General features: G+C 57.6%; 22 protein-coding genes and 1 rRNA gene. 13 read left to right on the forward strand and 10 right to left on the reverse strand.

From position 1 onward, the window contains the following. The first annotated feature begins 71 nt into the window (after positions 1 to 71). The 3 genes from rpe to trpE all read left to right on the forward strand — a co-directional run bounded on the left by rpe (position 72) and on the right by trpE (position 3114). Positions 72 to 746, forward strand: coding sequence for a ribulose-phosphate 3-epimerase (gene rpe / locus ACYZTS_RS09895; protein ID WP_028621492.1), 675 nt, complete (start codon positions 72 to 74; stop codon positions 744 to 746). After that, a complete protein-coding gene (locus ACYZTS_RS09900) occupies positions 743 to 1561 on the forward strand; it encodes a phosphoglycolate phosphatase (RefSeq protein WP_028621491.1) in 819 nt (272 codons plus the stop codon). Before rpe ends, ACYZTS_RS09900 begins: the two co-directional genes overlap by 4 nt. A gap of 71 nt (positions 1562 to 1632) precedes the next feature. Then, positions 1633 to 3114 carry an anthranilate synthase component I gene (gene trpE, locus ACYZTS_RS09905; protein WP_150579361.1) on the forward strand — a complete coding sequence of 494 codons (1482 nt, stop codon included), beginning with the start codon at positions 1633 to 1635 and terminating at the stop codon, positions 3112 to 3114. Positions 3115 to 3279: 165 nt separating this feature from the next. Here the strand turns inward: trpE and estP are convergent, their stop codons facing one another. Then, the gene (gene estP, locus ACYZTS_RS09910; RefSeq protein ID WP_461995631.1) at positions 3280 to 5187 is read right to left on the reverse strand and encodes an esterase EstP; all 1908 of its coding nucleotides are present in this window, start codon (positions 5185 to 5187) and stop codon (positions 3280 to 3282) included. Positions 5188 to 5593: 406 nt separating this feature from the next. Here estP and ACYZTS_RS09915 point away from each other — a divergent pair, with 406 nt between their 5' ends. The 4 genes from ACYZTS_RS09915 to ACYZTS_RS09930 all read left to right on the forward strand — a co-directional run bounded on the left by ACYZTS_RS09915 (position 5594) and on the right by ACYZTS_RS09930 (position 8947). Beyond that, positions 5594 to 6187, forward strand: coding sequence for an aminodeoxychorismate/anthranilate synthase component II (locus ACYZTS_RS09915; protein WP_461995633.1), 594 nt, complete (start codon positions 5594 to 5596; stop codon positions 6185 to 6187). A gap of 9 nt (positions 6188 to 6196) precedes the next feature. Beyond that, positions 6197 to 7246, forward strand: coding sequence for an anthranilate phosphoribosyltransferase (gene trpD, locus ACYZTS_RS09920; RefSeq protein WP_028621487.1), 1050 nt, complete (start codon positions 6197 to 6199; stop codon positions 7244 to 7246). After that, entirely contained in the window at positions 7243 to 8079 is an 837-nt protein-coding gene (trpC, locus tag ACYZTS_RS09925) for an indole-3-glycerol phosphate synthase TrpC (RefSeq protein WP_028621486.1), read from the forward strand. Before trpD ends, trpC begins: the two co-directional genes overlap by 4 nt. 166 nt (positions 8080 to 8245) lie before the next feature. Continuing rightward, the gene (locus ACYZTS_RS09930) at positions 8246 to 8947 is read left to right on the forward strand and encodes a lipoate--protein ligase family protein (RefSeq protein WP_461995636.1); all 702 of its coding nucleotides are present in this window, start codon (positions 8246 to 8248) and stop codon (positions 8945 to 8947) included. Here the strand turns inward: ACYZTS_RS09930 and crp are convergent. After that, positions 8944 to 9588 carry a cAMP-activated global transcriptional regulator CRP gene (gene crp, locus ACYZTS_RS09935; protein ID WP_461995638.1) on the reverse strand — a complete coding sequence of 215 codons (645 nt, stop codon included), beginning with the start codon at positions 9586 to 9588 and terminating at the stop codon, positions 8944 to 8946. The genes ACYZTS_RS09930 and crp overlap by 4 nt on opposite strands. A gap of 239 nt (positions 9589 to 9827) precedes the next feature. Between crp and ACYZTS_RS09940 the strand changes: the two genes are divergently transcribed. After that, positions 9828 to 10250, forward strand: coding sequence for an OsmC family protein (locus ACYZTS_RS09940; protein WP_028621483.1), 423 nt, complete (start codon positions 9828 to 9830; stop codon positions 10248 to 10250). Positions 10251 to 10488: 238 nt separating this feature from the next. Continuing rightward, the gene (gene speD, locus ACYZTS_RS09945; RefSeq protein ID WP_150579369.1) at positions 10489 to 11283 is read left to right on the forward strand and encodes an adenosylmethionine decarboxylase; all 795 of its coding nucleotides are present in this window, start codon (positions 10489 to 10491) and stop codon (positions 11281 to 11283) included. 73 nt (positions 11284 to 11356) lie between these two features. On the opposite strand, the gene coq7 is transcribed toward speD, so the two are convergent. From coq7 to hemJ, 6 genes are all read right to left on the reverse strand, one after another. After that, positions 11357 to 12004, reverse strand: coding sequence for a 2-polyprenyl-3-methyl-6-methoxy-1,4-benzoquinone monooxygenase (gene coq7, locus ACYZTS_RS09950; protein ID WP_461995641.1), 648 nt, complete (start codon positions 12002 to 12004; stop codon positions 11357 to 11359). 80 nt (positions 12005 to 12084) lie between these two features. Beyond that, positions 12085 to 12423, reverse strand: a complete 339-nt coding sequence (locus ACYZTS_RS09955) for a histidine triad nucleotide-binding protein (protein ID WP_017128660.1) — start codon at positions 12421 to 12423, stop codon at positions 12085 to 12087. A 79-nt stretch (positions 12424 to 12502) separates the two neighbouring features. Continuing rightward, positions 12503 to 13291, reverse strand: coding sequence for an SDR family NAD(P)-dependent oxidoreductase (locus ACYZTS_RS09960; protein WP_461995643.1), 789 nt, complete (start codon positions 13289 to 13291; stop codon positions 12503 to 12505). Between the two features lie 61 nt (positions 13292 to 13352). Continuing rightward, positions 13353 to 14327 (reverse strand): DUF805 domain-containing protein, encoded by a 975-nt coding sequence (locus ACYZTS_RS09965; RefSeq protein ID WP_461995645.1) that lies wholly within the window; start codon positions 14325 to 14327, stop codon positions 13353 to 13355. Between the two features lie 80 nt (positions 14328 to 14407). Beyond that, on the reverse strand, positions 14408 to 15376 hold the full coding sequence (locus ACYZTS_RS09970; protein ID WP_461995647.1) for an NAD(P)H-dependent flavin oxidoreductase: 969 nt from the start codon (positions 15374 to 15376) through the stop codon (positions 14408 to 14410). Between the two features lie 33 nt (positions 15377 to 15409). Further along, positions 15410 to 15838, reverse strand: coding sequence for a protoporphyrinogen oxidase HemJ (hemJ, locus tag ACYZTS_RS09975; protein ID WP_028621476.1), 429 nt, complete (start codon positions 15836 to 15838; stop codon positions 15410 to 15412). A gap of 135 nt (positions 15839 to 15973) precedes the next feature. On the opposite strand from hemJ, the gene argC reads away from it, so the two are divergent. Both argC and erpA read left to right on the forward strand, forming a co-directional pair. After that, a complete protein-coding gene (argC, locus tag ACYZTS_RS09980; protein WP_028621475.1) occupies positions 15974 to 17008 on the forward strand; it encodes an N-acetyl-gamma-glutamyl-phosphate reductase in 1035 nt (344 codons plus the stop codon). Positions 17009 to 17175: 167 nt separating this feature from the next. After that, the gene (gene erpA / locus ACYZTS_RS09985; protein WP_007947969.1) at positions 17176 to 17526 is read left to right on the forward strand and encodes an iron-sulfur cluster insertion protein ErpA; all 351 of its coding nucleotides are present in this window, start codon (positions 17176 to 17178) and stop codon (positions 17524 to 17526) included. 76 nt (positions 17527 to 17602) lie between these two features. Here erpA and ACYZTS_RS09990 read toward each other — a convergent pair whose 3' ends face one another. Continuing rightward, positions 17603 to 18694, reverse strand: a complete 1092-nt coding sequence (locus ACYZTS_RS09990; protein WP_461995650.1) for an anhydro-N-acetylmuramic acid kinase — start codon at positions 18692 to 18694, stop codon at positions 17603 to 17605. Positions 18695 to 18697: 3 nt separating this feature from the next. Continuing rightward, a complete protein-coding gene (locus tag ACYZTS_RS09995; protein WP_461995652.1) occupies positions 18698 to 20125 on the reverse strand; it encodes a peptidoglycan DD-metalloendopeptidase family protein in 1428 nt (475 codons plus the stop codon). Positions 20126 to 20336: 211 nt separating this feature from the next. Here ACYZTS_RS09995 and tyrS point away from each other — a divergent pair, with 211 nt between their 5' ends. Both tyrS and ACYZTS_RS10005 read left to right on the forward strand, forming a co-directional pair. Beyond that, the gene (tyrS, locus tag ACYZTS_RS10000; RefSeq protein WP_461996394.1) at positions 20337 to 21536 is read left to right on the forward strand and encodes a tyrosine--tRNA ligase; all 1200 of its coding nucleotides are present in this window, start codon (positions 20337 to 20339) and stop codon (positions 21534 to 21536) included. 558 nt (positions 21537 to 22094) lie between these two features. Continuing rightward, positions 22095 to 23633, forward strand: a 16S ribosomal RNA gene (locus ACYZTS_RS10005). Positions 23634 to 23675: the final 42 nt, after the last annotated feature.

Here is a 23675-nt window from a genome sequence, read left to right on the forward strand (position 1 = left end):
CCACGGTGCGCGCGCCAAAGCATGAGGTATACAATGCGCGCCATCGTGATTCTGTTCAAAAAAGGTGCGTCATGCAGCCCTTCGTCATTGCTCCGTCGATTCTCTCCGCCGACTTCGCCCGCCTGGGTGAGGAAGTGGACAACGTCCTGGCCGCCGGCGCCGACTTCGTGCACTTCGATGTCATGGACAACCATTACGTACCGAACCTGACCATCGGCCCGATGGTTTGCGCGGCGCTGCGCAAATATGGCGTCACCGCGCCCATCGACGCCCATCTGATGGTCAGCCCGGTGGACCGTATAGTCGGCGACTTCATCGAAGCCGGCGCGACCTACATCACCTTCCACCCGGAAGCCACGCAGCACGTCGACCGTTCCCTGCAACTGATTCGCGAAGGCGGCTGCAAATCCGGCCTGGTGTTTAACCCGGCGACCCCGCTGGACGTGCTCAAGTACGTGATGGACAAGGTCGACATGATCCTGCTGATGAGCGTCAACCCTGGCTTCGGCGGGCAGAAGTTCATCCCCGGCACCCTCGATAAACTGCGCGAAGCGCGGGCCTTGATCGATGCCTCCGGGCGTGACATTCGGCTGGAAATCGACGGCGGCGTGAACGTGAACAACATTCGTGAAATCGCCGCTGCTGGCGCCGACACCTTTGTCGCCGGCTCGGCGATTTTCAATGCGCCGAACTACCAGGAAGTGATCGAAAAGATGCGTTCCGAACTGGCGCTGACCCGCCCATGAGCGGCTTTGAGCAGCTCTTCCCTGGGCGTTTGCCGCGGCTGGTGATGTTCGATCTGGATGGCACACTGATCGATTCGGTCCCGGACCTCGCGGCGGCTGTGGATAACATGCTGCTCAAACTCGGCCGTGCGCCCGCCGGTCTCGATTCAGTACGTGAGTGGGTCGGCAACGGCGCACCGGTCCTGGTTCGTCGGGCATTGGCAGGTGGAATCGAGCATTCCACGGTCGACGACGTTGAAGCTGAAGCCGCACTGGACATCTTCATGGAGGCTTACAGCGAAAATCACAACCTGACTGTCGTCTACCCCGGCGTGCGCGACACCCTGAAGTGGCTGAGCAAGCAGGGCGTGGCGATGGCGCTGATCACCAACAAGCCGGAACGCTTCGTCGCGCCGTTGCTGGATCAGATGAAGATCGGCCGTTACTTCAAGTGGATCATCGGCGGCGACACCCTGCCACAGAAAAAACCTGACCCGGCGGCGCTGTTCTTCGTGATGAAAATGGCCAATATTCCCGCCTCGCAATCCTTGTTCGTCGGCGACTCGCGCAGCGATGTGCTGGCGGCGAAAGCGGCGGGGGTCAAATGCGTGGCCCTCAGTTATGGCTACAACCATGGCCGGCCGATCGCCGAAGAATCGCCGGCGCTGGTGATCGACGATTTGCGCAAATTAATTCCCGGTTGCCTGGATCTGGCCTCTGGGATAACGTTGCCCGACGCTGCTCAACCCTATTCTGGAAACGCCATCGTGGTGGTCACTCGCAAACTCTGGATGAAAGTCATCAAGGCCCTGGCCCGCTGGCGTTGGCGCGCCTGACTTGATCCTGGCCGGCATCCCGGCGCGTTTGCATACCTGACTGTTACAACCTCAAGCCACGAGGCTACCCCATGATCCGCGAAGAATTCCTGCGTTTGGCCGCTGCCGGCTACAACCGCGTCCCGCTTGCCTGTGAAACCCTGGCCGACTTCGACACGCCGCTGTCGATCTACCTGAAACTGGCTGACAAGCCCAATTCCTACCTGCTCGAATCGGTACAGGGCGGGGAGAAGTGGGGCCGTTACTCGATCATCGGGCTGCCATGCCGCACTGTGCTGCGCGTGCATGACCATCACGTCAGCGTGACCCATGACGGCGTCGAGATCGAAAGCCACGACGTCGAAGATCCGCTGGCGTTTGTCGAAGCGTTCAAGGCCCGTTACAACGTGCCGACCATCCCCGGTCTGCCGCGCTTCAATGGCGGTCTGGTGGGTTATTTCGGTTATGACTGCGTGCGCTATGTGGAAAAGCGTCTGGGAAAATGCCCGAACCCGGATCCGCTGGGCGTGCCGGACATTCTGCTGATGGTCTCCGACGCAGTGGTGGTGTTCGACAACCTCGCCGGCAAGATGCACGCGATTGTCCTCGCCGATCCGTCGCAGGACGATGCGTTCGAGCAAGGTCAGGCGCGCCTCGAAGAACTGCTGGAGCAACTGCGCCAGCCGATCACCCCGCGTCGTGGCCTGGATTTCAGCAAGCAGCAAGCGGCTGACCCGGTGTTCCGTTCGAGCTTCACGCAAAGCGATTACGAAAAAGCCGTCGACACCATCAAGGAATACATCCTCGCTGGCGACTGCATGCAAGTCGTGCCGTCGCAGCGTATGTCGATTGATTTCAAAGCTGCCCCGATCGATCTGTACCGGGCGCTACGTTGCTTCAATCCGACGCCTTACATGTACTTCTTCAACTTCGGCGACTTCCACGTGGTCGGCAGTTCGCCGGAAGTGCTGGTGCGGGTAGAGGACAACCTGATCACCGTGCGCCCGATTGCCGGTACCCGTCCGCGTGGGGCCACCGAAGAAGCTGACGTGGCGCTGGAAAAAGACCTGCTGTCCGACGACAAGGAAATCGCCGAGCACTTGATGCTCATCGACCTTGGGCGCAATGACACCGGTCGCGTTTCGGAAATCGGTTCGGTGAAGCTCACCGAGAAAATGGTCATCGAACGTTATTCCAACGTGATGCACATCGTTTCCAACGTCACTGGGCAACTGAAAGCCGGTCTGACCGCGATGGACGCCCTGCGGGCGATTCTGCCGGCGGGGACGTTGTCCGGCGCACCGAAAATCCGCGCGATGGAAATCATCGACGAGCTGGAACCGGTCAAGCGTGGCGTCTATGGCGGTGCTGTCGGTTACTTCGCCTGGAACGGCAACATGGACACCGCGATTGCGATCCGCACGGCGGTGATCAAGAACGGCGAACTGCACGTACAAGCCGGTGGCGGCATCGTCGCCGACTCGGTGCCGGCGCTGGAATGGGAAGAAACCCTGAACAAACGCCGCGCGATGTTCCGTGCGGTGGCACTGGCCGAGCAAACCCCGGACGCTTGAACTCGCAGCGACACTCTGTGGCGAGGGGGCTTGCCCCCGTGAGTCAGGCAACATCAATGTTGACCGTGATGCTCCCATCGCGAGCAAGCTCGCTCCCACAGTGACTTCATCAGCACAAAAAAACGCGGCGCCTGTGAGGGCGCCGCGTTTTTTATTGCCCGCGATTCAGAAGTCCAGCGCAACCCCGACATTGATGCCCTGCTGGGTGAAATCATCATCTTTGCGCAGCGTATAACCACCGCGCAACGCCAGATCGGCCGTCAATTTGTGGCTGATCCCCAGGCTCACCCGATTCAGATGACTCTGCGGCGCATAGCCGTCCAGTCTGAAGTCGAGCGAGGGCAGGCTATTGAGGGCGATGTTCACTTTCTGCGTGTCATCCTCATATTCACGCTCGTGGGCGTATTCGCCGAACACCTGCGTCTGCGGGGTGATCTGGTACTTGCCCTGCAGTCCCGCGCCCAAGCGTTTTGAATCGCGCTTTTGATCATCGAAGCTCAACGCTGTGGAGTGGTTACTGTTCTCCGAGTAACCGTCAACTTCCACCTTGGCGTAGTCGGCGCTGATGAATGGCGACAAATGCCAATCGCTGCCTGGCTGTGCAATGTCATAACCCAGACGCGTGCTGAACGCCCAGAGATGACCGTCGGTGTCACCCTTTTCCGCACCCTCACCGGGGCCGAGGTCAAACTTGCGCTTGAGATTGTCGTAGTCCAGTTTCCCGCCGGTCAAAGCGGCATCGGCCCACCAGCGATTGTGTTGAAACTGGGCAAACGCGGTGGCTAGATAGCTGTTCAGTTTGTAGTCCGAATCGTTACTGCCGGCTTCCAGATTCTGCCGATAGAAACCCGCCGCAACACCCACACGCCAGGCCTCATTGAGACGGTAGCTGCCACCGATGTTCACGTTGGCACCACTGCCATCGGCGCTGGCGCCGCTGGTTTGGCTGTCCACATCCAGGTGCTGGCCGCCACCGGCAACGATCGCCCGCCACTGACCGATGGCCTGCCAGTCTTCCCAGTCCGATTGCCACTGGCTGCGCAATTCATCCTGATGCGCACGTAATGTGGCGTGGGCCATTTCCGGCAAGAGCGTCAGTTCCCACGGCGCTGCCAGTAAGGAATAGGCGTAATCGGCAATCAGCCGCTGCCCGGATTCGGTCGCATGCACGGCATCGTTGTAGACCAGCTTGCTCGGATCCGGCGTGGCGCTGTTGATGCCATACAGCGGATTTTCCACGCAGCCGTTGCCGCTGAAGCAGGTGCCAATCAGGTTCTGGCCGGTAGCCAGGCCAAATCGCGCCGGGTCAGCAAAAGTTTCCTGCAACAGAAGCGGCACGTTGAGTGGGATGATTTCGGCGTCGATCCCTGCCAGTCGAGTGACCAATTGCCGGTTGAAGGCGGCACTCAGCTGTGAGGTGCCGGCTTGCAGGGGCGTGCCATTGATGGCCGGGGTCAGGCCCAGATCCGGTAACAGCCAGACCATCACATAGCGGGCGCCGGCGGTTTGCAGGACTTGCACGCTGTTGGCCAGTCGGTCTGCCGCAGCGTTGGCCTGTACGGCGCTTTGCACGCGCCCCTGAAGAAAATCGTTGCCGCCCCCGGACAAGTAATAAAGAGCATTCGGATCGGCGCGAAAACCATTGCTCGGCAGATAACCCTGACGCGCACGTTCACCGGTGGCGGAGGCGATGGTGATCGACGTCAGGATCTGATCGGTGCGGTAACCGCCGACTGCCCAGTTATTGCCGTCCGGCAAACCCAGGCGCGCACGCGCGGCCGACGTTGATGCGGCGGTCTGATCCGCCGAAAACCCGAGCTGGCCACCCAGCAACTGCGTCGAGTTGGCGGAAAACACCTCACCACTGCCATCCCGATAAAGTGGTCCGGTGCGGTTGGTGAACCGCAGGGTCGAGCCCGACGGTCCGCCGATGTCCGTGAACTGCCCGGCATCGTTCAGGCTGTCGCCAAATACGATGAAGTTCGAGTAGGGGTTGGGCGCCGCGATCGCCTCGGTGCAGGCTATGGCGAGCAAGCAGCCGGCGAGCGGTACAGCCAGTTTCTGTCTGAGCATGGGCAAATCCGTTTTGTTATTGTTCTGGTGAGTGAAACGACAGTGCCAAAAACTATAGAGCGTGTTGCCGTTTGGCGCGAACCCGTTGGAATGTCCGACGCGCTTCAATCGCCCATATTGCACGCTCTGCCCAGCTAAGTTACTGTGCCCGGACGCATAAATGAGACCTTCCCCGTGTTGATCGTCAGCAAACTTCTGGATCAAGTCATCAAGGCACACGCCCGTTGGCGTTGGCGCGCCTGAATCCTTCTGCCGGCCCGGCCGGATTTTCATCGCTTTGCCTTCTTTACCCGCACGACAAACCGCTTTGAGGCGCGATTCCAGCGACCGACAAAGTGCAGGACGCTGCGGGCAACGCATCCGAAGGCTGAACTGAAGTCAGTGAATTCAAGAGGTTCTTAACGCCATGTTGCTGATGATCGATAACTACGACTCTTTTACTTACAACGTTGTGCAATACCTCGGTGAGCTTGGCTCCCAGGTCAAAGTCGTGCGCAACGATGAACTTACCCTCGCCGAAATCGAAGCGCTCAACCCCGAGCGGATTGTCGTTTCCCCCGGCCCGTGCACGCCGAACGAAGCTGGCGTCTCGATCGACGTGATCAAACACTTCGGCGGCAAGCTGCCGATTCTCGGCGTCTGCCTTGGCCATCAATCGATTGGCCAGGCCTTTGGCGGCGATGTGGTCCGCGCACGCCAGGTCATGCACGGCAAGACCAGCCCGGTTTTCCACGAAGACAAAGGCGTGTTCGAAGGTCTGAATCATCCGCTGACGGTTACGCGCTATCACTCGTTGGTCGTAAAACGCGAAACTCTGCCGGACTGTCTGGAGCTGACTGCCTGGACTCAGCACGAAGACGGCACCGTCGACGAAATCATGGGCCTGCGCCACAAGACGCTGAACATCGAAGGCGTGCAATTTCATCCCGAGTCCATCCTCACCGAGCAGGGCCACGAGCTGTTCGCCAACTTCCTCAAACAAACCGGCGGCACGCGCTAAGGACTTTCCATGAATATCAAGACAGCCCTGAGCCGTATCGTCGATCAGCTCGACCTAAGCACCGAAGAAATGCGCGATGTAATGCGCGAGATCATGACCGGGCAATGCACCGACGCGCAGATCGGCGCGTTCATGATGGCCATGCGCATGAAGAGCGAAAGCATCGACGAGATAGTCGGCGCGGTGTCGGTCATGCGCGAGCTGGCAGACAAGGTCGAATTGAAAACGCTTGATGGCGTGGTGGACGTGGTCGGTACCGGCGGCGACGGCGCGAACATCTTCAACGTTTCTACTGCGTCCTCGTTTGTGGTGGCCGCTGCCGGTTGCACGGTCGCCAAGCATGGTAACCGCGCGGTATCGGGCAAGAGCGGCAGCGCCGATCTGCTCGAAGCGGCCGGCATCTATCTGAACCTGACGCCAGTCCAGGTCGCGCGCTGCATCGACAACGTCGGCATCGGTTTCATGTTTGCCCAGACGCACCACAGCGCGATGAAACACGCCGCCGGCCCACGCCGCGAGCTAGGTCTGCGCACCTTGTTCAACATGCTTGGCCCGCTTACGAATCCGGCCGGCGTGAAGCATCAAGTTGTCGGCGTGTTCAGCCAGGCGTTGTGCCGGCCGTTGGCCGAAGTCTTGCAGCGCATGGGCAGCAAGCATGTGTTGGTGGTGCATTCCAAGGACGGCCTCGACGAATTCAGTCTGGCCGCGCCGACCTTTGTCGCGGAATTGAAGAATGATCAGGTCACCGAGTACTGGGTCGAGCCTGAAGACCTGGGCATGAAGAGCCAGAGCCTGCACGGTCTGGCGGTAGAAAGCCCGGCGGCTTCGCTTGAGCTGATTCGCGATGCCCTCGGCAAGCGCAAGACCGAGAACGGTCAGAAAGCCGCCGAAATGATCGTGCTCAATGCCGGTGCGGCGTTGTACGCCGCCGACCTGGCGACCAGTTTGAAAGAGGGCGTTGCCCTGGCGCACGACGCGCTGCACACCGGCCTCGCTCGGGAAAAGCTTGAGGAGCTGGGTGCATTTACCGCGGTATTCAGAGTGGAGAATGAGGGATGAGTGTACCGACGGTTCTGGAAAACATTCTGGCGCGTAAAGTCGAAGAAGTCGCCGAGCGCAGCGCTCGTGTGAGTCTCGCCGAGCTGGAAAGTCTGGCCAAGGCGGCCGATGCACCCCGTGGTTTCGCCAAGGCACTGATCGCTCAGGCCAAGCTGAAAGAGCCCGCGGTGATTGCTGAAATCAAAAAAGCATCGCCGAGCAAAGGTGTGATCCGCGAAGATTTCGTGCCTGCCGACATCGCCAAAAGCTACGAGAAGGGCGGCGCAACGTGCCTGTCGGTGCTGACCGATATCGATTACTTCCAGGGTGCCGATGCATACCTGCAGCAGGCGCGGGCTGCCTGCAACCTGCCAGTGATCCGCAAGGATTTCATGATCGATCCATACCAGATCATCGAAGCCCGCGCGTTGGGTGCGGACTGCGTGCTGTTGATCGTGTCTGCGCTGGACGACGTGAAAATGGCCGAGCTGGCGGCAGTGGCGAAGAGCGTCGGCCTCGACGTGTTGGTGGAAGTGCACGACGGTGACGAACTGGAACGTGCACTGAAAACCCTCGATACGCCACTGGTGGGCATTAACAACCGCAACCTGCATACCTTCGACGTCAATCTGGAAACCACGCTGGACCTGTTACCGCGTATTCCGCGTGATCGTCTGGTGATCACGGAAAGTGGCATCCTCAATCGGGCCGACGTTGAGCTGATGGAAATCAGCGACGTGTACGCATTCCTGGTGGGTGAGGCGTTCATGCGCGCTGAAAACCCAGGCACCGAGTTGCAGCGCCTGTTCTTCCCGGAGCGCGGTGTTGTGGTGAGTGGTTCTACCCTCGACTGAGTGTTGATGTGCCGGGCCGGCCTCATCGTCGGAACGCCGCCCGGACCAGGCTCGCTCCCATAGTTGATCAGCATTGTCTGAGTGAACGCGGACCAATGTGGGAGCGGGCTTGCTCGCGAAGAGGCCTTTGAATTCCCCAAAAATTTCAGACCTTGCGGAATAGTCCATGACCCAGCCGACCAACCTCAGCGTCGAAGCCGGCCTGCAGGCCGAACAGGATTTATTGGCCCACGTCTGCACGGGCGACTCAGAGTTCAGCCTCTTGTTCTGGCAACCCAGCGACCGGGCCTTGGTCATGCCGCGCCGACTGAGTCGCCTACCCGGTTTCGAAGCCGCTTGCGAGGTATCCGCAGCCGCCGGTTGGCCGGTACTGCTGCGAGAAACCGGCGGCGAGCCGGTTCCGCAATCCCCCTCAACCCTTAACATCGCACTGGTCTACGCCCCCCTACACAGCGAGGGCGATCAGAACCGCATCGAAAGCGCCTACCGCCGACTCTGTGATCCGATCTGTCAGTTGCTCGATGAACAGGGCGGCGTTTCGTCGCTGGGTGAAATCGATGGCGCATTCTGCGATGGCCGTTTCAACGTCAACCTCGACGGACGCAAAATGGTCGGCACCGCTCAGCGCTGGCGTCAAAGCAAGGGTGGCACGCGGCCGGTGGGATTGGTCCACGGTGCCATGTTGCTGGAGAACGAGCGCGAGTCGATGGTTGCGGCAGTCAATCGCTTCAATGAGGCCTGCGGTCTTGAGCAGCGGGTTCGCGCCGAGAGCCACATCGCCCTGCATGAAAAATTCAGCGCCCCGGATGCACTTGAGCGGCTCGATGCGTTGTACCGGCAGTTGCTGGCGCGGATGTTCGAGATTTAACGCGTGCCGAAGACCACCATGGTCTTGCCTTTAACGTCCACCAGGTTGCGCTCTTCCAGATCCTTGAGTACCCGGCCGACCATTTCCCGCGAACAGCCGACAATCCGTCCGATTTCCTGACGCGTCACCTTGATCTGCATGCCATCGGGGTGCGTCATGGCGTCCGGCTGTTTGCACAACTCCAGCAGGCAGCGAGCGACACGTCCAGTGACGTCGAAGAATGCCAGGTCACCGACCTTGCGCGTGGTGTTGCGCAGGCGTTGTGCGATTTGTCCGCTGAGTACGTAAAGAATCTCAGGGTCTAGCAGGGACAGTTCGCGAAATTTCGCGTAGCTGATTTCTGCGACCTCGGACTCGATCTTCGCCCGAACTCCGGCGCTGCGCTGCTGCTCGTGACCTGCCTGCTCAAACAGGCCCAGTTCGCCGAAGAAATCCCCGGAGTTCAGGTAGGCGATGACCATTTCACGACCGTCATCGTCTTCGATGAGGATGGTGACGGAACCCTTGATAATGAAGAACAGCGTTTCCGAGCGGTCGCCCTCACTGATGATGTTGCTCTTGGCCGCATAACGGCGGCGCTGGCAATGCGTCAGCAGTTTGTCGAGATTTTTGATTTTGGGTGGTGGGGCAATAGCAACCATGGTTGTATCCCGAAAAGACTGCACGGTGTATTTGATATTTTTTGTAGTTGTTGGCGAACGATGGAGGACGGTTCGCCGCGAAGCTGGCTATGCGCCAGCGGATTGGCGTCAGCTTACCAGACACGTCCCGCAACATTCGAGCATTTACCTTACAGCTCGGACGGATATGTCTTAGGACCGGTCAACCCAAGTCCCTGTGCTAAGCTGGCGACCCTTTTTTATACAGTGGAGTCTTGGCGATGAAGGCACGCATCCAATGGGCTGGCGAAGCCATGTTCCTCGGTGAATCCGGCAGCGGTCATGTCGTGGTCATGGACGGTCCACCCGAGTCCGGCGGTCGTAACCTGGGTGTGCGGCCCATGGAAATGCTCTTGCTGGGCGTTGGCGGTTGCAGCAATTTCGACGTGGTCAGCATCCTCAAAAAGTCCCGTCAGGCCGTCGAGAGCTGCGAAGCCTTCCTGGAAGCCGAGCGCGCGACTGAAGATCCCAAGGTCTTCACCAAAATTCATATGCACTTCGTGGTCAAGGGTCGGGGGCTGAAAGAAGCCCAGGTCAAGCGTGCCATCGAGCTGTCCGCCGAGAAGTACTGCTCGGCGTCGATCATGCTCGGCGCGGGCGGTGTCGAGATTACCCACGACTACGAAATCGTCGAACTCGGTTGAATCGACATTCAACTATCATAAAAGCAGTGCAGACTCTGGCGATCCCACGCTGACGTCTGCATAATGCGCCACTTTTTTCAGGGTAGTGGTCGGTCAACCAACAGACCTCGCACCCGGACAGACAACCAAAATCGCCATCGCGAAGAGGTGTTAACCGTCCTACGCAGGTGCGTCGTTCGCATCTGACGGGCATGCTTGATCACGCGGCCGGGCCGCAATACATAGAGAGTTTTTAACGGTGAAAAGCAAACTCAAGCTCCACGGGTTCAATAACCTGACAAAGACCTTGAGCTTCAACATCTATGACATCTGCTATGCGGAAACTCCGCAAGACCAGCAGGCTTACGTCGAGTACATCAATGAAGAGTACAACGCGAAACGCCTGACGCAGATTCTCACAGAAGTTGTCGATATCATTGGTGCCAACATCCTGAACATCGCCAGTCAGGATTACGATCCGCAGGGCGCCAGCGTCACGATTCTGATCTCTGAAGAGCCGGTGACCCCGACCGACAGCCAGATCGAAGAATCGCCGGGCCCGCTGCCCGAAATTATCCTGGCCCACCTCGACAAGAGCCATATCACGGTGCATACCTATCCGGAAATCCATCCGGTGGACGGTATTGCAACTTTCCGTGTGGACATTGACGTGTCGACCTGTGGTGTCATTTCACCGCTTAAAGCGCTCAACTTCCTGATTCACCAGTTCGATTCGGACATTGTGACCGTGGATTATCGCGTGCGCGGTTTCACTCGTGACGTCGAAGGCAAGAAGCACTTCATCGACCACGAGATCAACTCGATCCAGAACTACCTTTCCGAAGACACCCGCGACGCGTATCAGATGACCGACGTGAACGTGTACCAGGAGAACCTGTTCCACACCAAAATGTTGTTGAAGAACTTCGAACTGGATAACTACCTGTTCGGTGACGCAACCAACAACCTGTCCACTGAGCAACGTGCGCAAGTGACAGATCGTGTGAAACACGAAATGCTCGAAATCTTCTACGCGCGCAACATGCCGACCTAAGTTTTCCCGGGCACAAAAAAGGCGACTACCTCACGGCAGTCGCCTTTTTCATGTGTGGGATACACAACACAGGTCAGATCCGATAAGTACTCTTGGTCATGACCTTCGCCAACAGACTCATCCCAAACCGTACCGGCGCCGGAAAACGAAACCCGCCTGCCTCCAGTGCACTTTCAGCATGATGTTCTTCATCAATACGCATCTGCTGGAGAATCGCCCGGGACTTTTCGTCTTCGGCAGGCAATTGTTCGAGGTGCTCGTTCAGGTGTTTGCAGACTTGATGTTCGGTGGCCGCAACAAAACCCAGACTGACCTTGTCACTGATCAGCCCTGCAACTGCGCCAATGCCGAAAGACATTCCATAGAACAGCGGATTGAGAATGCTGGTATGACTGCCCAATTGGTGGATGCGTTGCTCGCACCAGACTAGATGGTCGATTTCTTCTTCCGCAGCGTGTTCCATCGCGGCACGCACTTGCGGCAGTTTGGCTGTCAGCGCCTGGCCCTGATAAAGCGCCTGGGCACAGACTTCGCCGGTATGGTTGATGCGCATCAGACCGGCGACGTGGCGAGTGTCTTCATCGCTTAGTTGCACGTCCGGCTGCACGATGGCGGGCGACGGACGATACGGCTGGCCACTGGAAGGCAGCAGGGTGCGCATGGCGGCGTCAGCTTGCAACAGGAGACGGTCAATGGGCGAATAGTGACGTTGGGTAGTCATGCTGACCTCCGGGAAAAATCTCGGCGGCCAGTTTAACTCAACAGGCCGTCGAAGGTTTGCGCTGGGTCATCCGTGTTCTATTAACCCGGCGGCCAGTTCATCTGGCGCTGACCCAGCACATGCATGTGAATGTGATAGACAGTTTGCCCGCCGAGTTCATTGCAATTCATGACCACGCGGAACCCTTCTTCGCAGCCGAGTTCCAGCGCCAGACGCTGGGCGGTGAACAGAATATGCCCGGCCAATGCCTTGTCGTCCTCGGTGAGATCGTTGAGGGTGCGCACGGGCTTCTTCGGAATGACCAGAAAATGCACCGGTGCCTGGGGGGCAATGTCGTGGAAGGCCAGAACCTGGTCGTCCTCGTAGATGATTTTCGCCGGGATCTCCCGGTTGATAATCTTGGTAAACAGAGTATCCACAGCGGTTTTCTCCATTGTAGGGGCTGGCCTGAGTGTACTCAGGGAAGATACAGCAGCCCAGAATTTTGCGTCAGACCCTTCAGCGAGGGCAGTAAGCCTTGTTGATCCTGCCGGCGATCGTGCGGTTCAGCCAGCGTGAACCGAAACGTGGCAGGAATGCGATCCAGCGGTTACGCCTCCCGGGAATAATGATTGCGCGATTTTTCTCAAGTGCGCGCACAGTGTAGAGCGCAACTTCTTCAGGACTCATCAGCCGGTTATGGTCATTGACCTTGTCAGTGTTCAGTTGTGCGGTGCGGAAGAATGCCGTGCGGGTCGGGCCGGGGCACAGCACCGATACCTTTACCGCGCATTTCTTCAGCTCGACGCGCAAAGCCTCGGAAAAGTGCAGCACGTAAGCTTTGCTTGCGTAGTAGGTGCTCATCCAGGGGCCCGGCTGAAAGGCTGCAATCGATGCAACGTTCAATATTTGCCCGCCACCTTGCAATGCCATTGTGTTGCCGATGGCGTGACACAGGCGCGTCAGGGCCAGAATGTTGACCTCGATCAGGTCCTGCTCAGTCATCCAGTCCTGCGCCAGGAAAGGTCCGCAAGTGCCGATGCCGGCGCAGTTGACCAGCAGATCGATCTGCCGGTCGCCTTCTTCCAGTTCCAGCAAAAATCCGGAAAGCCTCAGCGGCTCACCGAGATCGCAGGCGCGAAACAGCACCTCCACGCCGAAACGTTGAGTCAGTTCAATCGCAATGCTTTCCAGCTGATCACGCTGTCGGGCCACCAGAATCAGGCTGCGCCCACGGCGGGCCAGGGCTTCGGCCATCGCCAGGCCGATGCCGCTGGAAGCGCCAGTGATCAGAGCGTAACGGGTCATGCAATTCTCCATCGCAACAGCTCCGCGCCGGCGACGCAGTGTCACGGGCGGGGAGCGCTGTTCATTCTTTCGCAGAGTCTACAGGTGGCGCGGCTTCTTCGGCTGAATCCTCGACGGCATCCGGCACCGGCTCAACTTCCACGGCAGTTGGATCTTCGATCCCATCGGTGGTCGCGGAGTCACTTTCGTAGGTGGTTTGAGCCGCACTCTCATACTCGCTCTGAATGGCGGTGAGGCCACCGGCGAGTCCGCCAATGAATCCAAGAGCGATAAACACCAGCCACAGCGCGGCCAGCACTTTCACCGCAGTGGTATTGGGTGGAGCAGGTGGACCATAGCGGTTGGCGGTAGCATTCCCGGGCATCACCATGATCACAAGCGGGAAAATGCTCCCGACGAAAGGCACCAGGACCAGCAGCCATAGCCAGCCGGACCAGCCGATATCGTGCAGCCGCTGAATCATGAACAGCACAGTGGCAATCGCGAGTACCACCACCAGAATAAAGGCCAGCAGGCCGACCAGAATCAGGCCAGCGGTGGAGTCCGAGCTGATGAGGGCAAAACCGAACATGGCAAATATGCTGCCGATGCCGAGCGTCACTAGCGTCAGCACCATGGTCCAGGCCAGATAGCGCAAGCGACCGATGCGACCTTCAACGCTGAACGGCTTCAGAGCTGCAAACGCCGGCAGCGTATCGCCGACTGCTGCGCGTGGTGGCGCGTAAGGCGAAGAAGGCTCTGCCGATAATTGGTTATCGGGCGCGGCATGCTCGTGGACATCGGCCAGACTGAGTTCGATCGAAGGCTCGCTTTCGATTCGTGCATCGATGCCGGTTTTTTTCAGTGCCTGAAGATAAGTCTGTGCATCTGCCTGTGACAGGTCACGCTTGAGTGCGACCGGTCGGCCACTGAACAAGCGTTCGATGGCGGCGACGTCACTTTTGAACAGTTCGGCCAGATTGAATTTGGCAGTCGTGATATCCACGCCAGGCAGCAGAGCGCCGTCGAAGACGATCTTGAAGCGGTTATCGCTCATTGCGAGGCATCCTTGTCGCGTAGTCAGAAAAAAATACGAATGTAATAAGGTCAGCCGTGAAGCGCTGGCCGAACGGTGGATCAGCGCGGCCAGCGTTTGGGGAATTCGCTCGCTCGTTGCAACGCATTGCGGTATTCGGCATCAAGGCGTGCCACCAGTTCATCTACGCTGGGCAGATCATTGATGTCGCCGACACCTTGGCCGGCGGACCACACGGTTTTCCACGCCTTGGCTTCATCACTCAGCGGCTTGAGCTTGGAGCCGAAGTTGACTTCGCCCTTGCCCTGAAGCGCTGCCATGTCGAAACCCGCGGCTTCGAGGCTCTGACGCATGAAACTTGCCGGCACGCCGGACACCGCCGGAGTATGAACGATGTCGGCCGCTCTGGAAGTCAGCAGCATCTCCTTGTAGGCGTCAGGCGCGTGACTTTCAGTGGTACCGATAAATCGCGTGCCGAAGTAGGCCAGATCAGCCCCCAGCAATTGTGCCGCCAGAATTTCATGGCCGTGGTTGAGGCAGCCGGCGAGCAACAGGGTCTTGTCGAAGAACTGACGGATTTCGGCAATCAGCGAAAACGGACTCCAGGTACCGGCATGGCCACCAGCGCCTGCGGCCACGGCGATCAAACCATCGACGCCAGCCTCCGCGGCTTTTTCCGCATGGCGGCGAGTCGTCACGTCATGGAATACCAGACCGCCATAACCGTGCACGGCATCCACCAGCTCTTTTACCGCGCCAAGGCTGGTGATCACGATCGGTACTTTATGTTCGATGCAGATGTCGAGGTCCGCTTGCAGGCGCGGATTGCTGTTGTGCACGATCAGGTTCACGGCATACGGCGCCGGGTTTTCCAGTGTCGCCAGGCCCGCTTCGATCTCTTCCAGCCAGGCCTTGAAGCCACTGCTTTCACGCTGATTGAGTGCGGGAAAACTGCCCACCACGCCGTTGCGGCAGCAGGCAAGGACCAGTTGCGGGTTGGAAATCAAGAACATCGGCGCAGCCACTACGGGCAGACGCAGACGTTGTTCGAGCAAAGCGGGCAGCGACATTGGAAGTACCCCGATAAGTGGTGCCGATTTAAGTTAGAACGGCCGAACGACGACGAGAATTACGATAGCCAGCAATATCAGAACCGGCACTTCATTGAACCAGCGATAAAAGACATGGCTGCGGGTGTTTTCGCCACGGGCAAAGCGTTTTACCTGCGCGCCGCACATGTGGTGGTAGCCAATCAGCAGCACGACCAGGGTCAGTTTGGCGTGAATCCACCCGCCCTGGCTGAATATGCTCGGGTTGAGGTAGATCAGCGCAATACCGAAAATCAGCGTGGCGATCATCGCCGGACCCATGATGCCGCGGTACAACTTGCGCTCCATGACGCTGAAGCGTTCCTTGCTGACCGTATCCTCACTTTGAGCGTGATAGACGAACAGTCGCGGCAGGTAGAACAGGCCGGCAAACCAGCAGACCATGCTGATGATGTGAAACGCTTTTAGCCACAGATAGAGCATTTTTAGTTATTCCCAGGTTCACGGTAGCCACGATAGTAGAGGGTAGAGCGGCCGCACGTCACCTTGGCGGTTGTCGCAGGGGCGCGCGGCCCCTATTATCGACGGCTTTCCAGTGGGTTCGTTGAGGGCAGGTTTATGGTCAAGGTCGGTATCGTCGGCGGTACGGGTTACACCGGTGTCGAACTGTTGCGTCTGTTGGCACAGCATCCGCAAGCAGAAGTGGTCGTGATCACTTCCCGATCCGAGGCCGGTCTGGCCGTGGCTGACATGTACCCGAACCTGCGCGGCCACTACGACGGTCTGGCATTCAGCGTGCCGGACGTGAAAACTCTCGGCGCTTGCGACGTGGTGTTCTTCGCCACGCCGCACGGTGTTGCCCACGCTCTGGCTGGCGAGTTGCTGGCCGCGGGCACGAAGGTCATCGATCTGTCCGCCGATTTCCGTCTGCAGGACGCCGATGAGTGGGCCAAGTGGTACGGTCAGCCGCACGGTGCGCCGCAGCTGCTGGAAGAGGCGGTCTACGGTCTGCCGGAAGTCAATCGTGAGCAGATCAAGCAGGCGCGTCTGATCGCGGTGCCGGGTTGCTACCCGACGGCCACTCAGCTGGGGTTCCTGCCATTGCTCGAAGCCGGTCTGGCCGACACCACGCGTCTGATCGCCGATTGCAAATCCGGTGTCAGTGGCGCCGGTCGTGGCGCTTCTGTCGGTTCGCTGTACGCCGAGACTTCAGAAAGCATGAAGGCCTACGCGGTCAAAGGGCATCGTCATTTGCCGGAAATTCGCCAGGGCCTGCGTCGTGCCGCCGGCAAGGACGTCGGTTTGACGTTCGTGCCGCACCTGACGCCGATGATTCGCGGCATCCACTCGACACTGTACGCAAGCGTTGTCGATCGCTCGGTGGATCTGCAGGCGCTGTTTGAAAAGCGTTATGCCAACGAACCGTTCGTCGATGTGATGCCGGCCGGCAGTCATCCGGAAACCCGCAGCGTGCGTGGTGCCAATGTGTGCCGCATCGCTGTACATCGTCCTCAGGACGGTGATCTGGTGGTCGTGCTCTCGGTCATCGACAATCTGGTCAAAGGCGCGTCGGGGCAAGCGGTGCAGAACATGAACATCCTGTTCGGTCTGGACGAGCGCTTCGGTCTGTCTCATGCAGGCATGCTGCCGTAACACCGGTTTGAACTCAGCACAAAGGCCCTCGGAAGGGCCTTTTTGCATTTAGGATTGGTGTTTGGTTCGATTGATATACCGTAACAATAGTTGACCGATTTTCTAGGAGAAGCGGATAATGCGCGTCATCACGCATTATGGCGGCGTAACGCCGGGAGATAGTCAGCATGAGCGTCGAATCCTTCACCCCCACGGCTTTGCAATTCACTCACGGTGCTGCGCACAAAGTGAAGAGCCTGGTCGATGAAGAGGGGAATGATCGCTTGAAGCTGCGCGTATTTGTTACGGGTGGCGGTTGTTCAGGTTTTCAGTACGGTTTCACTTTCGATGAGGAAGTGGCCGATGACGACACCATCGTCGAGCGCGAAGGTGTGAGTCTGGTGGTCGATCCAATGAGTTTCCAGTACCTGGCGGGTGCCGAGGTGGATTATCAGGAAGGTCTGGAAGGTTCGCGGTTCGTGATCAAGAACCCGAATGCCAGCACCACCTGTGGTTGCGGGTCTTCGTTCTCGATCTGATAACACTCTGCATTACAAAACGCCGCAGGGCCTTAAAGCTCTGCGGCGTTTTGCTGTGTGTAATTTCTCGGAGAAGTCAGGCGGGGTAAATCGCGCCGAGTACCCGCAAGCCCCGGGCGCCGGTGACGCTTGGGCGATTGGCCGCAATACCCTCCAGGCAACAATGAGCCAGCCATGCGAACGCCATCGCTTCGACCCAGTCCGGATCTACTCCATAAGCGTCAGTGCTGCTGACTTTTGCGTTGGGCAAGAGCGTCGCCAGCCTGTTCATCAACGTGGCGTTATGCGCGCCTCCGCCGCAGACCAGTAGTTCACGGGTATCCGACTGGGCGCTTCGCAGCGATTCGATGATGGTCTGTGCCGTCAGTTCAAGCAGGGTGGCCTGCACGTCTTGGGGGGCAAACTGCGGCAACTGTGACAGCTTCCGCGTCAGCCACGGCAGGTTGAATACTTCGCGCCCTGTGCTTTTCGGACCTTGTGTGAAGAAGAACGGATCGCTGAGCAATGCTTTCAACAAAGCGGGTTGAACGCTGCCCGTAGCAGCCCATTGGCCGTCGCGATCGAAATTGTCGCCGCGCTGCTGGTGGATCCAGGCATCCAGCAACACATTGCCCGGTCCGCAGTCGAAACCCGCCACGGGCTTGCCTGGTTCGATCAGGCTGAGATTGCTGAAGCCGCCAACATTCAACACTGCACGGTTGCCGGCCTGTTCTTCAAATAGCGCTTCATGAAAGGCGGGTACCAGAGGGGCGCCTTGGCCACCTGCTGCGACATCGCGACTGCGAAAATCGCCAACGACGGTGATGCCGGTCAGCTCTGTCAGCAGGGCAGGATTGCCGATCTGCACGGTAAAACCGCGCGCCGGTTCGTGGCGAATGGTCTGGCCGTGGCTGCCAATCGCGCGAATGTCTTCAGGTTTCAGCAGTTGCTGGTCGAGGAGCGTGTGAATGCCTTGCGCGGCCAGCTTCACCCAGTTCTGCTGGGCAATGGCGGAGCGGGCGATCTCGTCTGGCCCGCTGGCGCACAAGCCGAGCAGCTCGATGCGCAGGTTGTCGGGCATGGGAATGTAATGCGTGGCGATCAGCTTGATCACCGGGGTCAGCTCGATTAGCGCAATGTCCAGTCCATCAAGGCTGGTGCCGGACATCACGCCTATATAGAGCGCCATGACTTAACGCTTCGAAGCCAGCATGGTGGATTTCTCTTGATCCATGCGCGCCATCAACGGTTTGCTCTGAGCCAGGAAGCGTGAGCGCTCGCCTTTCGAGATCGGATCAGCCATGGCTACTTTCTGCCCCAATGGATCGACGTGTACGCCGTTGACCTGGAACTCGTAGTGCAAGTGCGGGCCGGTTGAGAGACCCGTGGTGCCGATGTAACCGATCACCTGGCCTTGCTTTACGCTGCCACCGGTTTTCACGCCTTTGGCGAAGCCTTGCATGTGGCCGTACAGGGTGCGGTAAGTATTGCCGTGCTGGATGATCACGGTGTTGCCATAACCGCCGCGGCGACCGGCCAGCAATACCTTGCCGTCACCGGCAGCCTTGATTGGCGTGCCGCGCGGGGCTGCGTAGTCGACACCTTTGTGGGCACGGATCTTGTTCAGGATCGGGTGCTTGCGGCCCATGGAGAATTTCGAGCTGATGCGAGCGAAGTCAACCGGGGTACGGATGAACGCCTTGCGCATGCTGTTGCCATCAGCAGTGTAGTAACTGCTATTGCCTTGTTTATTGGTGTAACGCACAGCGGTGTAAGTCTTGCCGCGGTTGGTGAAGCGTGCGGAAAGGATCGGACCATTGCCGACAGGCTTGCCGTTGATAACTTTCTGTTCGTAGATGACGTCAAATTCGTCACCTTGACGGATGTCCTGGGCGAAGTCGACGTCGTAGCCAAACACGCTGGCCATGTCCATGGTCAGACTGTGCGACAAGCCTGCCCGTGCTGCCGATTGCGACAGCGAACTGTTGATCACGCCGTGCACATATGCCGAGCGAACGGTGGGTTTGGTGGTAATGCGATTAAACGCGTAACCCTTGTCGTTCTTGGTCAGGGTGATGGTTTCCAGGTCGCTGACTTTGCTGTGCAGGTTGGTCAGCTGGCCTTCCGGATTGAGTTCGAATTCGAGTTTCTGGCCGCGTTTCAGCTGGCTGAATTGCCTGGCCTGCTTGTCGCTGGCCAATACCTCATGCACCGAAGTGGCTGGAAGGCCTACTTTCTCGAACAGGGTAGAGAGCGTATCGCCTCTGGCAACCACGACTTCCCTGTGATTTGGCGCCTTCTGCTCTTCAACGACCGGCTCGGGCTCGGACGCTGGAGTTGCTTCGGCTGTTTGCGGGGCATCTTCGGCAGTGTTTTCAATCTGCGCAAACGGCGATTCTGCCGGCTCATTTGTGGCTTGAACGGCTTCAGCGGCGTCTTGATCCTGTGTCAGTTGTTCAGCAGGGCTTTCCAGTTCAAGGCTCAGGGTTGTCTTTTTTGCTTCAACGTCGCTGGATGGGAATACCAGAAGGGCCAGGCTCAGAAGGGCGGCAATACCGCTTGCTGCTAGCAGGTGGGTCTTCGGGTAAAGCGGTGGCGCTTTAGACGATTCTTTGGTCATAGGTAATTTTGACTTTGAAAAAGATGGATTGGAAAAGATGAATGACATGATGAAGATGAAATAACTGTATAAAATATAACCAAATCATCGCTGAAGCAAGTCCGCGAACACTCTGCCAGCGGATTGGCGTCATTGCGCCGGCCAGATTTTGTATTTGGCGCGCGATCTTGTATGGTTGGTTCCCTTTGAATTCAAGCCTTACGGGTCTGTTATGAAGTCGGTTGAAGAGCAGCTAGCGCTGATCAAACGTGGTGCGGAAGAGTTGTTGGTCGAGTCCGAGCTGATTGAAAAGCTCAAACGTGGCCAACCGCTACGTATTAAAGCAGGCTTCGACCCAACCGCACCGGATCTGCACCTCGGTCACACCGTGCTTATTAATAAGCTGCGCCAGTTCCAGGAGCTGGGGCATCAGGTGATCTTCCTTATAGGTGACTTCACCGGGATGATTGGTGATCCGAGCGGTAAGAGTGCGACCCGTCCTCCTCTGACCCGCGAGCAGGTTCTCGAAAACGCGGAAACCTACAAGACCCAGGTCTTCAAGATTCTTGATCCGGCCAAGACCGAAGTGGCTTTCAACTCCACCTGGATGGATCAGATGGGGCCGGCCGATTTCATTCGCCTGACGTCGCAGTACACCGTAGCTCGCATGCTGGAGCGCGATGACTTCGACAAGCGCTACACAACTAACCAGCCAATCGCTATTCATGAGTTTCTCTATCCGCTGGTACAGGGTTATGACTCGGTCGCTTTGCGTGCGGATGTCGAGCTGGGCGGGACTGATCAGAAATTCAACCTGCTGATGGGGCGCGAGCTGCAGCGCGGGTATGGTCAGGAGCCACAGTGCATTTTGACGATGCCGTTGCTTGAAGGTCTGGATGGCGTGAAGAAGATGTCCAAGTCGTTGGGCAACTATGTCGGTATTCAGGAAGCGCCTGGCGTTATGTATAGCAAGCTGGTTTCCATTCCTGATGCGCTGATGTGGCGTTACTTCGAGCTGCTCAGCTTTCGTTCGATGGATGAAATCAATGCATTCCGTGCGGATGTCGAGGCGGGTGCCAATCCGCGTGATATCAAAATCAAGCTGGCTGAAGAGATTGTGGCGCGCTTCCATGGTGAGGAGGCTGCGGCCAATGCTCACCGGGCAGCGGGCAACCGTATGAAAGAAGGCGAGCTGCCGGATGATCTGCCTGAGATCGAACTGACTGCCGCTGAAGATATGCCGATCGCTGCTGTCCTTAATAAGGCGGGGCTGGTGAAAAATTCAGCTGTGGCCCGTGATCTGCTCAATTCCGGTGGTGTGCGTATAGATGGTGAAGTTGTTGATCGCACCTTTATATGCGCAGTGGGCGCGACCCATGTTTGCCAGGCCGGTAAGAAGGCATTTGCGCGGATTACGCTTAAATCTGAATAAAGCATAAATTAGGGGTTGACGGCAGATTCTGGAAGTCTATAATTCGCACCACTTCCGGCGCAGTCGAAACGGAAAACTCCTTGGTAAACAATGAGTTACGCGGTTTTCGACAACGGCTTTCTTCAGATCATCGAAGCCTGGAAGGAGTTGAAAGAGCGGTGTTGCTCTTTTGACGATTCGATCTTCTCGGTCGAAAGCGGAGAAAAAGAGGTGTTGACAGCAGCGAGTAACGCTGTAGAATTCGCCTCCCGCTAACGAGAGATCGGAAGCGCAAGTGGTTGAAGTTGTTGAGGATTTCCAAGCGAAACTTTGAAAACTTCTTAAAATAATCGCTTGACAGAAACACGGAGCGCTGTAGAATGCGCGCCTCGGTTGAGACGAAAGATCTTAACCAACCGCTCTTTAACAACTGAATCAAGCAATTCGTGTGGGTGCTTGTGGAGTCAGACTGATAGTCAACAAGATTATCAGCATCACAAGTTACTCCGCGAGAAATCAAAGATGTAACCAACGATTGCTGAGCCAAGTTTAGGGTTTCTTAAAAACCCAAAGATGTTTGAACTGAAGAGTTTGATCATGGCTCAGATTGAACGCTGGCGGCAGGCCTAACACATGCAAGTCGAGCGGCAGCACGGGTACTTGTACCTGGTGGCGAGCGGCGGACGGGTGAGTAATGCCTAGGAATCTGCCTGGTAGTGGGGGATAACGCTCGGAAACGGACGCTAATACCGCATACGTCCTACGGGAGAAAGCAGGGGACCTTCGGGCCTTGCGCTATCAGATGAGCCTAGGTCGGATTAGCTAGTTGGTGAGGTAATGGCTCACCAAGGCGACGATCCGTAACTGGTCTGAGAGGATGATCAGTCACACTGGAACTGAGACACGGTCCAGACTCCTACGGGAGGCAGCAGTGGGGAATATTGGACAATGGGCGAAAGCCTGATCCAGCCATGCCGCGTGTGTGAAGAAGGTCTTCGGATTGTAAAGCACTTTAAGTTGGGAGGAAGGGCAGTAAATTAATACTTTGCTGTTTTGACGTTACCGACAGAATAAGCACCGGCTAACTCTGTGCCAGCAGCCGCGGTAATACAGAGGGTGCAAGCGTTAATCGGAATTACTGGGCGTAAAGCGCGCGTAGGTGGTTTGTTAAGTTGGATGTGAAATCCCCGGGCTCAACCTGGGAACTGCATTCAAAACTGACAAGCTAGAGTATGGTAGAGGGTGGTGGAATTTCCTGTGTAGCGGTGAAATGCGTAGATATAGGAAGGAACACCAGTGGCGAAGGCGACCACCTGGACTGATACTGACACTGAGGTGCGAAAGCGTGGGGAGCAAACAGGATTAGATACCCTGGTAGTCCACGCCGTAAACGATGTCAACTAGCCGTTGGGAGCCTTGAGCTCTTAGTGGCGCAGCTAACGCATTAAGTTGACCGCCTGGGGAGTACGGCCGCAAGGTTAAAACTCAAATGAATTGACGGGGGCCCGCACAAGCGGTGGAGCATGTGGTTTAATTCGAAGCAACGCGAAGAACCTTACCAGGCCTTGACATCCAATGAACTTTCCAGAGATGGATTGGTGCCTTCGGGAACATTGAGACAGGTGCTGCATGGCTGTCGTCAGCTCGTGTCGTGAGATGTTGGGTTAAGTCCCGTAACGAGCGCAACCCTTGTCCTTAGTTACCAGCACGTAATGGTGGGCACTCTAAGGAGACTGCCGGTGACAAACCGGAGGAAGGTGGGGATGACGTCAAGTCATCATGGCCCTTACGGCCTGGGCTACACACGTGCTACAATGGTCGGTACAGAGGGTTGCCAAGCCGCGAGGTGGAGCTAATCCCAGAAAACCGATCGTAGTCCGGATCGCAGTCTGCAACTCGACTGCGTGAAGTCGGAATCGCTAGTAATCGCGAATCAGAATGTCGCGGTGAATACGTTCCCGGGCCTTGTACACACCGCCCGTCACACCATGGGAGTGGGTTGCACCAGAAGTAGCTAGTCTAACCTTCGGGGGGACGGTTACCACGGTGTGATTCATGACTGGGGTGAAGTCGTAACAAGGTAGCCGTAGGGGAACCTGCGGCTGGATCACCTCCTTAATCGACGACATCAGCTGCTCCATGAGCTCCCACACGAATTGC

The organism is Pseudomonas sp. TMB3-21 (genome assembly GCF_054898145.1).